This is a genomic window from Mycobacterium sp. (assembly GCF_049280035.1).
Lineage (GTDB): Bacteria > Actinomycetota > Actinomycetes > Mycobacteriales > Mycobacteriaceae > Mycobacterium.
On the sequence record NZ_JBAPPI010000699.1, the window covers coordinates 1 to 12,855 of the forward strand.

At 66.3% G+C, this 12,855-nt stretch carries 13 protein-coding genes and 3 pseudogenes; 12 read left to right on the plus strand and 4 right to left on the minus strand.

Going from position 1 to position 12,855, the window contains the following annotated elements; genetic code table 11:
- A partial coding sequence (locus tag WAN71_RS22450) for a CoA transferase (protein WP_422227443.1) occupies positions 1 to 810 on the plus strand: 810 nt, incomplete at its 5' end.
- On the opposite strand, the gene WAN71_RS22455 is transcribed toward WAN71_RS22450, so the two are convergent.
- The gene (locus tag WAN71_RS22455) at positions 794 to 1,690 is read right to left on the minus strand and encodes a LysR substrate-binding domain-containing protein (RefSeq protein ID WP_422227444.1); all 897 of its coding nucleotides are present in this window, start codon (positions 1,688 to 1,690) and stop codon (positions 794 to 796) included. The two genes, WAN71_RS22450 and WAN71_RS22455, sit on opposite strands and share 17 nt — an antisense overlap.
- A 154-nt stretch (positions 1,691 to 1,844) precedes the next feature.
- On the opposite strand from WAN71_RS22455, the gene WAN71_RS22460 reads away from it, so the two are divergent.
- Positions 1,845 to 2,744, plus strand: coding sequence for an SDR family oxidoreductase (locus tag WAN71_RS22460; RefSeq protein WP_422227445.1), 900 nt, complete (start codon positions 1,845 to 1,847; stop codon positions 2,742 to 2,744).
- Complete coding sequence (locus WAN71_RS22465) at positions 2,744 to 3,100, plus strand: LLM class flavin-dependent oxidoreductase (RefSeq protein ID WP_422227446.1); 357 nt, start codon at positions 2,744 to 2,746, stop codon at positions 3,098 to 3,100. The genes WAN71_RS22460 and WAN71_RS22465 overlap by 1 nt, the downstream gene beginning before the upstream one ends.
- On the opposite strand, the gene WAN71_RS22470 is transcribed toward WAN71_RS22465, so the two are convergent.
- Positions 3,062 to 3,514: a TIGR03618 family F420-dependent PPOX class oxidoreductase gene (locus tag WAN71_RS22470; RefSeq protein ID WP_422227447.1), complete on the minus strand. Its 453-nt coding sequence runs from the start codon at positions 3,512 to 3,514 to the stop codon at positions 3,062 to 3,064. The two genes, WAN71_RS22465 and WAN71_RS22470, sit on opposite strands and share 39 nt — an antisense overlap.
- 51 nt (positions 3,515 to 3,565) lie before the next feature.
- Positions 3,566 to 4,576 carry a 2Fe-2S iron-sulfur cluster-binding protein gene (locus WAN71_RS22475; RefSeq protein WP_422227448.1) on the minus strand — a complete coding sequence of 337 codons (1,011 nt, stop codon included), beginning with the start codon at positions 4,574 to 4,576 and terminating at the stop codon, positions 3,566 to 3,568.
- A 72-nt stretch (positions 4,577 to 4,648) separates the two neighbouring features.
- Between WAN71_RS22475 and WAN71_RS22480 the strand changes: the two genes are divergently transcribed.
- The 7 genes and pseudogenes from WAN71_RS22480 to WAN71_RS22510 all read left to right on the plus strand — a co-directional run.
- The gene (locus WAN71_RS22480) at positions 4,649 to 6,073 is read left to right on the plus strand and encodes a class I adenylate-forming enzyme family protein (RefSeq protein ID WP_422227449.1); all 1,425 of its coding nucleotides are present in this window, start codon (positions 4,649 to 4,651) and stop codon (positions 6,071 to 6,073) included.
- Positions 6,051 to 6,956, plus strand: coding sequence for an acyl-CoA dehydrogenase family protein (locus WAN71_RS22485; protein WP_422227450.1), 906 nt, complete (start codon positions 6,051 to 6,053; stop codon positions 6,954 to 6,956). Before WAN71_RS22480 ends, WAN71_RS22485 begins: the two co-directional genes overlap by 23 nt.
- Positions 6,943 to 8,031 (plus strand): acyl-CoA dehydrogenase family protein, encoded by a 1,089-nt coding sequence (locus WAN71_RS22490; protein WP_422227451.1) that lies wholly within the window; start codon positions 6,943 to 6,945, stop codon positions 8,029 to 8,031. Before WAN71_RS22485 ends, WAN71_RS22490 begins: the two co-directional genes overlap by 14 nt.
- Position 8,032: 1 nt before the next feature.
- Complete coding sequence (locus WAN71_RS22495; RefSeq protein ID WP_422227452.1) at positions 8,033 to 8,800, plus strand: enoyl-CoA hydratase/isomerase family protein; 768 nt, start codon at positions 8,033 to 8,035, stop codon at positions 8,798 to 8,800.
- A 155-nt stretch (positions 8,801 to 8,955) separates the two neighbouring features.
- Positions 8,956 to 9,873: a methylmalonyl Co-A mutase-associated GTPase MeaB gene (meaB, locus tag WAN71_RS22500; RefSeq protein ID WP_422227453.1), complete on the plus strand. Its 918-nt coding sequence runs from the start codon at positions 8,956 to 8,958 to the stop codon at positions 9,871 to 9,873.
- Positions 9,851 to 10,708 (plus strand): SDR family oxidoreductase, encoded by an 858-nt coding sequence (locus WAN71_RS22505; protein ID WP_422227454.1) that lies wholly within the window; start codon positions 9,851 to 9,853, stop codon positions 10,706 to 10,708. The genes meaB and WAN71_RS22505 overlap by 23 nt, the downstream gene beginning before the upstream one ends.
- Before the next feature lie 44 nt (positions 10,709 to 10,752).
- Positions 10,753 to 10,848: pseudogene (locus WAN71_RS22510) on the plus strand (theronine dehydrogenase); the annotation flags it as partial.
- Positions 10,849 to 10,938: 90 nt separating this feature from the next.
- Here WAN71_RS22510 and WAN71_RS22515 read toward each other — a convergent pair.
- A pseudogene (locus WAN71_RS22515) lies at positions 10,939 to 11,637 on the minus strand (FAD-binding protein); the annotation flags it as partial.
- Between WAN71_RS22515 and WAN71_RS22520 the strand changes: the two are divergent.
- Both WAN71_RS22520 and WAN71_RS22525 read left to right on the plus strand, forming a co-directional pair.
- A pseudogene (locus WAN71_RS22520) lies at positions 11,536 to 12,500 on the plus strand (cyclase family protein). The pseudogenes WAN71_RS22515 and WAN71_RS22520 sit on opposite strands and share 102 nt — an antisense overlap.
- Positions 12,501 to 12,515: 15 nt before the next feature.
- Positions 12,516 to 12,855: NADPH-dependent FMN reductase (locus tag WAN71_RS22525; RefSeq protein ID WP_422227455.1), on the plus strand; the 340-nt coding region annotated here is incomplete at its 3' end.

Below are 12,855 nucleotides of genomic sequence, written 5' to 3' on the forward strand. Positions count from 1 at the left end.
GCGGAATCCCATGCGCTGCTGGTGAATCTGAAGCCATCGGCGATCCACCGGCTGGGACTGACCTACTCGGCGCTGAGACAGTGGAATGAGCGCATCGTGTGTGTCGCGATCACCGGTTTCGGGTTGGACAACGGTGACGACCCGGCATTCGACTACGTCATCCAGGCCGCCACCGGGATAGCCGCGCTCACCGGCGAGCCGGACGGGCCGCCGACGCTACCCGGCTATTCGTCGGCGGACAACTCCACCGGGCTGGCGGCTGCGCTCGGGCTGCTGGCCCAAATCACTTCGGGGCGCGGCGGTCAAGTCGATGTGTCGCTGCGCGACGTGATGCTGTCCCAGCTGAACTACCACGCTTCCGCGTACCTCAACGACGGCATCGAGCCGCAGCGCCGACCGTTCGGTGCTCATTCGTATTACGTTCCGGCGCAGATATTCTCGACGGCATCCGGCTATCTCGCGTTGTTCATCACCCACGACGGATTCTGGAAATCCTTTGCCAATGAAGCGAATATCACCGGTTTCGACACGATGGCCGAACGGGTGTCGCGGCGTGCCGAGGTGCTGACCGTCGTCACGGCCGCGCTCGCGACCGACACCGCCGCCAGTTGGGAAGCACGTCTGCGTCCACTGGGGGTGCCCGCGGCAGCGGTGCGAACTCTGCCCGAAGCGTTGCATGCCACACCGGAAATCATTGTCACCGCAGGCGATTTCCGCCTGGTCGGCAATCCGATCCGGGTCGCCGGTTACCAGCCGAACTACCGACCGCCGCCGAAGCTGGGCGGTGCTGAGGTCAGTCCGGAGCGGTGAGGTGCGCTTCGGCGAGTTTGCGAAACGCAGCCACCAAACGGCTGCGATCCCCGGCGCGGGTCGCCAATACCACGTGGCTGGGCTCAACGTCTTCCAAGGGGACCGTCGTGATGTCTGGACGCACGCTGCCGTGAAAGCCGGCCGTGATGGCCACCGCCTGCCCGGAGGCGATGAGTTCGAACTTGTCCTCGAGCGCTTCGATGAATGGACCGTCGGGTGCTCGGCGTCCGCCAGGCCGAGGGTCTATGCGCCAGAAGGCACTCCACGCCGGGTCAGAGTGTCGCACCCGCGGCATCGGCTCGTCCGCGATGTCGTCGAGGGTGACGGATTTCTTGCCCGCGAGGCGATGGGCGATGGGCACCGCCAGCACCCGGGGCTCGTCGTAGAGGACCGTTACGTGCAGCTGGTCGGTCGGGAACGGCAGCCGGGTCACCACCGCGTCCACCCGATGGTCCAGTAGCGCATTGCGCGCTTGATCCCAATCCAAGTGCAAGACTTGAACATCGGCGTCCGGGTGCTCACGGCGCAACTCGCGCACCGCCGGCGTGACGATCATGCCCGTCGTGTAGCCGATGATGATCCGGCTGGGCTGGGCTGCGGCCCGGGCCTGCGCCGTGGCTTGAGCGGCCGAGCGCAGCAGCGTCTTGGCTCGAGGCAGGAACACCTCACCGGCCTCGGTCAGCCGGGTGCCTTGCGGTGTGCGGTCCAAAAGGCGGACGCCGAGTTGGTGCTCTAGGCGGCGAATCTGCCGGCTCAACGACGGCTGTGCTACGCGCAGGGCGGTGGCCGCGCGACCGAAGTGTCGATGCTCGGCCACCGCAACGAAGTACCCGACCAGCCGCAGGTCGAGGTCCACCACCGGTGATGCCGAGTCCGTCATGCGTCAAGTGTAGCTACGACGGTCGGCACGGAAGCCCGTATGTCAGGCTTGAGCTGTGGTGATGCCTGAATTGCATCGCGCCATTTGAAATAGGACTTGGACACGCTTTCGGGGCGGTACTTGACTCGATGGCATCGATCAGAAGGGATCTTCCATGCACGTCTTTGTCACCGGTGCGACCGGGCACATCGGCTCCGCCGTCATCACCGAGCTGCTCGCAACCGGGCATCAAGTTACCGGCCTGGCTCGCTCGGATGAGGGCGCTGCCGCCCTGACAGCCAAGGGCGTCACGGTGCATCGGGGGGACCTCGCCGACATCGAAGGCTTGCGGAATGCTGCCGCGGCGTCCGACGGCGTCATCCACCTCGCCTATCGGCACGACTTCGACAGCGACTTCGTGGGCGCCGCCGAGACGGATCTGCGTGTCGTCGAGGCAATGGGTGAGGTGCTGGCGGACTCCGATAGGCCCCTCGTCAACACCTCGGGCACGCTGTTGCTCGCGGGAGTCGCGCAGGGACGGACCGCGACCGAAAACGACGCCGCCGAAAGCGGTCCGCGGATCGACTCGGAGAATGCGACCATCGCAATGGCCGAACGTGGCGTGCGGTCGTCGGTCGTTCGACTGTCGCCGCTGGTGCACAGCACACTCGATCACCACGGCTTCACTCACCGCCTGATCGACATCGCGCGCGAAAAGGGCGTCTCCGCCTACGTCGGCGACGGCTCCAACCGCTGGCCCGGGGTCCACACGCTCGACGCCGCTCGCCTCTACCGGCTTGCGGTCGAGGCGGCTCCCGCAGGGACCAGGTTGCACGGTGTCGCCGACGAAGGCGTGCCGTTCCGTGACATCGCGGCCGTCGTCGGCCGTCACCTGGACCTGCCGGTGGTGAGCATTTCCGCCGAACAAGCGTATGAGCACTTCGGATTTCTTTCGGTCTTCGGATCTCTGGACAATCCGACGTCAAGCGCCCTGACGCAGAAAGTGCTGGACTGGCATCCCGACGGTCCGGGCCTCATCGAGGATCTCGACGCGGGCCACTACTTCCAACAGTGATGGCCCTCCAATCACTGGGGCCGGTGGGCGTTTGCCTGCCGGTCTCCTTCGCCGGCGCGGCGGACGCCGTCGCGCAGCGCGAGGCCATCGCCCAGCTGGAACACGCGGGTTACCAAGCTATTTGGACTAATGAGGTCATCGGCAAGGACGCGTTTGTGCAACTCGGTGTGCTGCTGGCCGCCACCGAGCGGATGGTGTTCGGCACCTGTATCCGCCAATATCTGGGCCCGGCCTGCGCAGACCACATCACATTGCTGCTACCCATTGGCGGCGAATTCGCAGCCGGCATCGACCAACTCGAACGGCTCGCGCCGGCGCTAGCCCTGCGCCGGGTTCGTGTAGGCGCGGGTCGGTGAGATCAGCACGGCGGTGCGCCGCTGCTCGCGCATCACCCGGTCGTAGGTGTCCCAGTCGTCGTGGGTTCCTCCGGCGGCGGTGAAGATCTCGCGCAACAGCACCCGCAGCCGCTCGTGGTCGACGTCTGGGTGCGGGTCATCGGGTCCGATCAGCTGGGCCCGACCTTCGACGGTGGCCCACTGCCAACCGGCGCGGGCCGTGACGGTGGTGCGTGGATCGGCGCGCAGATGGGCCAGCTTGCGTGCGCCGCCGATGGCCACCAGAGCGACGATTGGCTCATTCGTCAGCGGGTGTGGCATGACCCCGGCGTTGACCACCGAGGCCTGGGCACTGCCGTCGCCGCGCAACGTGGTGAACACAATCAGTCCATGGTCGGCTGCGGCGAGATCGGCGAAGCCTGAAAGGTCGGTCATGACTAAGTCTCCTTCCGCCCCGGCTATAGCTAAAGCCGTTGCAGTGCGGGGCTACTCGTAAACCACTGTCACCGACGTCGTGTCGGGCACCGCCTGACACGTCAAGATATAACCGTCGGCGAGGTCGTCTTCTTCCAGCACGTCGTTGTTGCGCATGGTGGCATTGCCTTCGGTGAGCCTGGCCATGCACGTCCCGCAGTTGCCGGCCTCACAACTGAACGGCGGCGACATCCCGGCCCGCCGCGCGGTCTCGAGCAGCGTCTCCCCGGCGACCTGCGGTACCGACACTTTTTTGCGTTCGAGGTGGATCGTCACGGTCCCACCGCCCGCTTCTCCGGCGGCGGCCACATCAGCTGCGGGCGCCTTGACCGGCGGCGAAGCGTCGAAGTCCTCGACCAGGACTCGTGCCCCATCCGGCAGCGCCGAGCGCACCACGGCCATGAAGCCTTCCGGCCCGCACACGTAGCAGTCGGCTTCGGTGTCGCCGCCGACGAACGTCGTGACGGCGTCGGATTCCAACAGCCCGTGCTCGGCGTCGATATACCGGTCCACCGACAGCCGCCCGGGGTAGCGCTCGACGAGTTCATCCCAGACCGCCTCGAAGATCACCGATGCCCGGTCGCGGTCGGCGCACAGTATCCGCACCGCGCGATCGGTGGTCGCCAACGCGCTTTTGGCCAGCGACAGGATCGGCGTCACACCGCTACCGCCCGCGAAAGCCAGTAACGGCACCGAGGTCGGAGTTAAGACGAAGGTTCCCGCCGCTCGGGTCATGGTCAGCTCGTCGCCCTCGACCACGTTGTCGACGATCCAGTTGGAGACCCTGCCGCCGGCGACCCGCTTGACCGTGGTCATCAGTTCACTGTCGGTCTCCGGTGCGCTCGACATCGAGTACGACCGGTACAGCTCCTCGCCGTCGACCGTCACCCGGAAGGTGCAGAACTGGCCGGCCCGATAGGCGAACGGTTGTTCGTGTGGGGCAAGCGCGAAGGTGCGGGTGTCAGCGGTCTCCTTGATGATCCGGGTCACCGTGGCCTGCTGGAACACGTGACGTTCCGTCATGCCTGCACCCTCCATGCTTTGCGTTCTTCCCCTCAGAGAATACTATTCTCTCAAAACGATAGGATGTTCTCAATGTCGCAGCCCGGTTCGCCACAACGTGAGCCGACCGCGCTCGTGTTCGAGGACCGGCACTACAGCTTGGCGCAGCTCAACGCGCTGGCCGACGGGCTGGCGGCGCGCCTGGGCGGAAGTGGCGTGACGGCCGGGCAGCGGGTGGCGTTGATGGCGTCCAACCGCCCTGAGTTCGTCGTGGCGCTGCACGCTATCTGGCGGCTGGCCGCCAGCGTCGTGCTGATCAGCCCCGCCTGGAAGCGCGACGAAGTCGAGCACGCGCTGGCGTTGACGAATCCGTCGCACGCCGTCGGTGACCACCCGGTGCTGGCGGATCTGATGCCGATGCTGCATCTCGACGAGCCGATCTCCCCGGGCGAACCGATGTATGGCCCGCCGCCGCCGGATGCCGATGCGGTGTTGGCGTTCAGCTCGGGCACGACCGGTCTACCCAAGGTCGTCCGGCACACCCACGCCTCGTTGCACGCCGCGGTTCAGCACTGGCGCAACGCGCTGGGCTTGACCTCCCGCGACCGAATCCAGGTCGCCACTCCGCCGTCGCACATTCTCGGCTTGCTCAACATCGAGACGGCGCTGCAGACCGGCGTATGGCTGCGGTTGCATCGTCGATTCGACATCGACCGAATCCTGCAGCACATCCAAGCCGACCGGATCACCGTCGAGATGGCAGTCGCCCCTATCGCTTTGGCTATCGCGTCACATCCGCGCCTGGAGTCCTACGACCTTTCGTCGTTGCGGTTCATCATGTGGGGCGCTACCCCGGTCAGCGAGAGCATCGCCCAGACCGTCACCCGGCGCACCGGCGTCGGGTGGGTTCCCGCGTATGGCACCACCGAGCTGCCGGTCATCGCCTGCAACCCGCTGGACGGCGCCCGGCTCGACTCGGTTGGGCGGCCGGTGCCCGGCGTGCAGGTGCGGGTGGCCTCGCTACAGACCGGTGAGCCGGTCGGTCCGGGGGAGGTCGGCGAGATCCAGGCGCGGTCGGAGTCGCTGATGGCCGGCTATCTACCGTCCGAGGCAACGCGAGATGCTTTGTGCGACGGCTGGTATCGCACCGGTGACGTCGGATATCTCGACACCGGCGGCTGGCTGCGGATCACCGACCGGTCCAAGGAGATGATCAAGGTCCGCGGTTTTCAGGTTGCGCCGGCCGAGATCGAGGCCGTGCTGCACGGTCATCCCGCCGTCGAAGACTGCGCGGTGTTCGGGATCCCCGACGGCGTCGACGGCGAGTCGGTCGTCGCCGCCGTCGCGACGCGGGAACCGGTCGACGCCGCCGAACTCACCGCCCGGGTGGGGGAGCGCCTCGCGTCGTACAAACGCCTGAGCCGTGTGGTGTTCGTGCCCGAAATACCTCGGCTGCCCTCCGGAAAGGTGCTACGCCGAGTGCTGAAGGAGCGCTATGGATGTCCGTCTGACAGCTGAGCAACAACAACTGCGCGACGCCGCCGCCAAGCTGGCCGACGACCTTGGCCCGGGATCGGTGCAGGCTCTCGCCGACGACGAGCGAATCACCCGGCTGGACAAACAAATCGAGATCACCGGTTGGCGATCGCTGCGTTCCGATGGGGCCTCCGGTGTGGAAGTGGCCATCGTCGCCGAAGAATTCGGCCGCGGATTGATAGACGCACCGTTTCTCGGACCGGTGCTGGCCGACGATCTGGCCCGTCACATCGGCCGCGACGGCGCTGGGTTGACCATCGCCGTGGGTGGTCACGGTATCGACGCCCGGGGCTACCAGCGGGCATTGGCGTTGGAGGGGACGACGGTGCTCGCCGCCGATTTGGGCGGCGTCGGCGAGGCGGTGGATCTGACCAGGGCCACCGCCGACGTTATCGGAACAGCAAGCGCAGCAGGCGAACTGGACTCCGATGTCGCCGACCGCTGGCTGGCGCTCGCCCTGACCACGACGTCGGCCGACCTGGTCGGTACGGCTCGAGGCGCACACACCCTGGCGTGCGACTACGCGAAAATCCGTGAGCAATACGGCCATTCGATCGGCTCCAACCAAGCTATCGCGCACCTGCTCGCCGAAAGCCTGGCTCTGATCGAGGGTTCGGTCAGTGTCCTGCGACATGCGGCCTGGGCGGTCGACGAGTTGGCCCCGGCCGAGGCGATCCGCGCGGCGCGGGTCGCGAAGATCTACTGTGCGCGCGCCGCGCGAACCGTATGCGAGACCGCGATCCAGGTACACGGCGGCATCGGCAATACCTGGGAGTGCCTGGCGCACGTCTATCTGCGCCGTGCGCTGACATCGACCGAACTGTGGCCCGTCAAGCTGGAGGAGATCGACGTTGGACTTTCGTGATTCGCCTGACGAAGCCGCCTTCCGAGAGCGGCTGCGTTCGTGGCTTTCGGTGCACGCCAAAGAATTTCCGAGCTCGGGCGACGAGTACTGGGCCCGGCAGGGTGAATGGCATCGTGCGCTGTATGAGGGCGGCTTCTTCGGGCTGTCCTGGCCGCGCGACTACGGCGGGCAGGAACTGCCGCCGGTATACGACGTCATTCTCGACGAAGAGCTGGCGCGGGCCGGCGCTCCGCCCCGGCCCAGCCTCGGCTATCTGGTCTCCGGGCTGACCCGGCACGGCAGTAAGGAGCTGTGCCGTCGATTTTTGCCCGGCATGATCAACGGCACCGAGCGGTGGTGCCAGGGTTTCAGCGAGCCCGGCTCCGGCTCGGATCTCGCGTCGCTAACCACCTCCGCCAGCAGTGAGGGCGACAACTACGTGGTGAACGGCCACAAGATTTGGACCAGCTACTCCGATGTCGCCGACTGGTGTCTGCTGTTGGCCCGCACCGATCCGGACGCCAAACGCCACCGGGGCATTTCGGCGTTCGTCATCTCGATGAAACAGCCTGGCGTGCAACAGCGTCCGCTGCGGATGATCAACGGCGTCACCACCGAATTCGGCCAGGTGTTCTTCGACGGTGCGACGGTCCCGGCGGACCACATGGTGGGTGCCCCTGGCGAGGGGTGGGCACTTGCGATGACGGTGGTCGGCCACGAACGCGAACCGTCCACGCTGGGCTACGCGGCGCGCTACGGCAAGCTCGTTCGTGAACTGGCGGCGCGCAGCGACGGTCCGGCTTCCCCCGAATTAGCCTGGGCCGCAGTGCAGACTGAAATGCTGACCCATCACGTTCGGCGGCGGTTGTCCGAGCAGCTCGACGGTGTGACGTACACGTCGGACGGATCGCTGGACAAGTTGCTGATGACCTGGGTTGAGCAGTCGGTCGGCCACGCCGCGCTGGCTGTCGTCGGTATCGACGACCCCGGCCTGCTGTCCGCCTACCTGTACAGCCGCGCCCAAAGCGTGATGGGCGGAACATCGCAGATCCAGAAGAACATCATCGCCGCACGAATCTTGGGATTGGGAGCCTGACGTGTACGACATGCCGACCGAAATCGACGTCCGGGCCGACGGGCCGCTGCGGATCATCACGCTGAACCGGCCCGATTCGCTCAACTCGGTCAACGACGACCTGCACCACGGACTGGCGAAGCTGTGGCAACGGATTAGCGACGACCGCACCGCCCGCGCCGCGGTGATAACCGGTGCGGGACGCGCCTTTTCAGCGGGCGGTGACTTCGCCTATCTGGCCGAGTTGGCGGGCGACGCCGACCTGCGCGCCAAGACCATCGCCGACGGGCGAGAGATCGTGCTGGGCATGGCCCGGTGCCGGGTGCCGGTGGTGGCGGCGGTCAACGGGCCGGCGGTCGGATTGGGCTGCAGCCTGGTCGCACTGAGCGACATCGTCTACATCGCCGAAGACGCCTATCTGGCCGACCCGCACGTGCAGGTGGGGTTGGTGGCCGCCGACGGAGGACCGCTGACCTGGCCGCTGCACATCAGCCTGCTGTTGGCCAAGGAGTATGCGCTGACCGGCACCCGGATCTCCGCCGAGCGGGCGGTCGAACTCGGACTGGCCAACCACATTGCGCCAGATCCGGTCGCCGAGGCCGTGGCCTGCGCGGAGAAGATCTTGAGGCTGCCGCAGCAGGCGGTCGAGAGCACCAAACGCGTCCTCAACATGCATCTCGAGCGCGCGGTGCTGGCGACGCTGGACTTCGCGCTGTCCGCAGAGAACCAGTCCTTCCAGACCGACGACTTCCGCTCGATCGTGACCAAACTGGCGGCCGGCAAAAATTGACCGGCCACGCACCCACCGAACGTCACGCCAGAGTGGCGTTGGGCGGCGACGGTTGCGCTGGCGTGACGTTCGACGCGCCGACGGCTATTCCACCGCCGGGCACCGCCAACGACGATTGCGTCCCCGCTTGCCGGTTCCGGCTGCATGATCATTAGATGACCATCGCTGAACTGATCGCGGCCGCGCGTAGCGGTTCCCCGCGGGCCGCAGGCCGGCTGCTCAGCCTGGTCGAAGGTGAGGGCCGCGACGAGGTGCTGGCCAGCCTCGGCCCATCGTCGGTTCTGGTCATCGGGATCACCGGCCCGCCGGGCGCGGGCAAGTCGACGACGATCGCGGCGCTGGTGGGGGCTTATCGGCAGCGCGAGTTACGGGTGGCGGTGCTCGCCGTCGATCCGTCGTCGCCGTTTAGCGGCGGTGCGCTGCTCGGCGATCGAATTAGGATGGCCGCGCACATCGACGACCCCGATGTGCTGATCCGCTCGGTGGCTACCCGGGGCCATCTGGGCGGGCTCGCCGCGGCGGTTCCAGCGGCCATCCGGCTACTCGGGGCGCTGGGCTACGACGTGATCTTGCTGGAAACCGTTGGCGTGGGGCAGTCCGAGATCGAGATCGCCGCAGTCGCCGACCCGACCGTAGTCATCCTCAATCCCGGCGCCGGCGACGCGGTGCAGGCCGCCAAGGCCGGTCTACTCGAGGTGGCCGACATCGTGGCCGTGAACAAGGCCGACCGGGAAGGCGCCGAGCAGACCGTCCGTGATCTTCGGGCCGAAACCAAGTCACCGATCGTCAGCCTCATCGCCGCGAAAGGTGAAGGCCTGCCGGAACTGATCGAGGCGATCGACGCGCACCACCGCACCGACAGCGCCGCTCGGCGAGCGGCTCGCGCGCGGGCCCAGATCCTTTCGCTGGCACAAACCCGGCTACGGACGCACCCGGAACTCGATCGGCTCGCGGAGTCGGTAGCCGAGGGCCGCAGCGATCCCTACAGCGCCGCCGAACAGCTGCTAGCCCCCGCACCCCAACCGCACTGCGCCGCAGAGGAGAAAACGCATGACACCGCGATCCACGACTAACGAAGTTTTGGTCATCATCGGCGTGGGCGGGATGGGGCTGTCGATCGCCCGCCGCGTCGGAGCAGGACGGACGATCGTGCTGGCTGACATCAGCGCCGCAGGTCTCAAGAACGCCGCGGAGGCACTCTCCAGCGACGGGCACCGGGTGCTGACCCGAGAAGTCGACGTCACCTCGCGGCGTTCGGTGGCTGCCGTCGCGAAGTTGGCCGGCGAGAGCGGGCGTGTCGCGGCTGTTGTTCATACCGCGGGACTTTCGCCGCAACAGGCATCCGCTGAAGCGGTGCTGGCGGTCGACCTGCTGGGGGTCGCACTCACTATCGACGAGTTCGGCCGCGTGATCGAGCCCGGCGGCGCCGCGGTCGTGATCGCCAGCATGGCGGGCCACATGCAGCCAGCGCTTGATCCGGCAGTCGAGCGGCAGCTGGCGACCGCGCCGACCGACGAGCTGCTCGGCCTCGAAGCGTGCTCGAAGATCACTGACAGTCGGATGGCGTATCCATTCGCCAAGCGGGCCAACCAAATCCGGGTAGCCGCCGCGGCCGGATCCTGGGGCGAGCGCGGTGCGCGAATCAACTGCATCAGCCCCGGTGTCATCTCCACGGCGATGGGCCAATTGGAGCTGAACAGTGAATCCGGCGCCCTGATGCAAGCCATGGTTGACAACTCCGGTGTTCGACGTCTTGGGACACCCGAAGACATTGCCGCTGCCACCGAGTTTCTGTTGGGACCGTCGGCTGCCTTCATCACCGGCACTGACCTGCTGGTGGACGGCGGAGTCATCGCCGCGATCCAAACCGGCACAATCGATCTCGCCAAGGCACTCGCCGACCGATGAGAGCCTCCACCGTGACAGCGCCGGGGCAGACGCAGCTCGTCGAGCTGAGTCACACCCTCCCGTTCGACGACGTGGGGGAGGCGCTGCGGATTGCCGCGACGCCCGGTGCCGCCGACAAGGTCGTCGTCACCTTCAGCTGATGGCTGGAGATCGCATCGAGTGGCCGGTTATGACACGCGATCGCAAAAATGCGTGCAATAACAGGCCACTCATGCTGACCTCTTTGCTAGCTAGTCAACCGGCTTGCCCGTGGCTGCGGCATGGCCTGCGCGGAAGCCGAAAACCATTGCTGGGCCTATAGTTCCGCCGGCACCGCCATAGGCCCGCCCGGTAACGCCGCCCATCGCGTTGCCGGCGGCGAACAAACCCGGTATCGGCGTTCCACTGACGTGCAAGACCCGGCCGTCGCGGTCGGTTCGTGGCCCGCCCTTGGTTCCCATAGCACCCACCGAGACCGGAACCGCATAGTACGGCGCGGTATCGACGGGGCCGAGTGTCTTGCCGGCCAGCGTCGTCGCGCGTTCATCGCCCCAATAGCCGTCGTATGCGCTTGAGCCACGGTCGAAGTCGGGATCCGAGCCGGCGCTGACCTGGTGATTCCAGTTCGCGATCGTGCGGGTGAGTCCGTCGGCCGCGATGCCGGTTTTCGCGGCCAATCCGGCCAGATCGGCCGACCCGCAGAACCAATCTGGAATCGGATCTCCCGGTTCGACACCCAGGAAGCCGTACCGTTTGAGGTGAAGCGAATCGAACACGACCCAGGCTGGATCGTTGACGTAGCCTCCTCGTGGATCCAGGTAGTGAAAGGCGCCGGCCATCGAGTTGTAATCGCACGCCTCGTTGACGAATCGCTTCCCGGCCCGGTTGACGATGATGCTGCGGAGGCGGGTGCGCTCCAGTCGCACGCTGCGACTGCGTTGTTTCCCGTTCTGGTCAAGCACGGCAAGGTGTTTCCGCTCGGGGTGGACTTCGGGTCGTCGGGGCCGCAGGGCGCATTCAAGTTCCGGCACAACCCGATGCACGTGATGACGATCGACGGCGGTGATGCGAACACGTTGGCCCGCTATGGGCCAGAGTGGGCCCGCAACCCTGGGGCGGCGGAGCTCGGTAAATACCTCCAGGACAATCCGTTCCGCTTCAACGACGACATGATCATCATGCCGCTGCAGGCGGCCACCCAGTGGGATGCGCTCTCTCACGTCTACTACGACGATCAGCTCTACAACGGCTTCCCGGCGAGTTCGGTAACCAGCCTCGGTGCATTTCACTGCGGCATCGACAAGGTCGACTCCAAGGGCATCACCTCGCGTGGCGTTCTGCTGGACCTCGTGCGGCATCGCGGTGTGGAGACTTTTCTTGAACTGGGCAATCCGATCACCCCGGCCGAGCTCGACGACGTGGCCCGATCGCAGGGCGTTACAGTCGGGCGCGGCGACATCATACTGATCCGAACCGGCTGGTGGGCAAGGTTTCTCGAAACCGGCAACGGGAGCGAGCCTGGCTCCGGCCTGGCTGGCGGTGTGCTTCATGGCTGCATGGCCACGACATCGCGGCGGTGGCCGCCGACAATCTGATGGTCGAAGACCCGGTATCCGGAGTCGAAGGAACGTTTTTGCCCATGCACATGCTCTGCCTACGGGACATGGGACTGATGCTCGGCGAGTATTGGGATCTCACCGCATTGGCGGCCGACTGTGCGGCCGATGGCGTATACGAGTTTCAGCTCGTCGCCCCACCGTTGAGAGTCGTTGGTGCGGTGGGCTCTCCAGTGAACCCCATCGCGATCAAGTAAGGAGGGGCGCGGTTGATGCTGAGGGAAGAGCCGGATTGCGACGGGCCGCTGGTGGTCGGTCTCGGCGGCACCCTGAGGGCGAACTCGTCGACCGAACGAGCTCTGCGCCACTGTCTGGCGGCCGTTGAGCGCCAGGGCGGACGCACCAAACTTTATTGCGGCCAGGACATCGAGTTACCGATGTACAACCCGCACGAACCGGCCCGTACGCCAGCGGCAATTCAGCTGATCGAGGCGCTCCGCGAGGCAGACGCCGTCATCGTCGGATCGCCCGGATACCACGGCGGGATATCCGGATTGGTAAAGAACGCACTCGACTACATCGAAGATATGCGTGACGACTCCCGCGTCTACC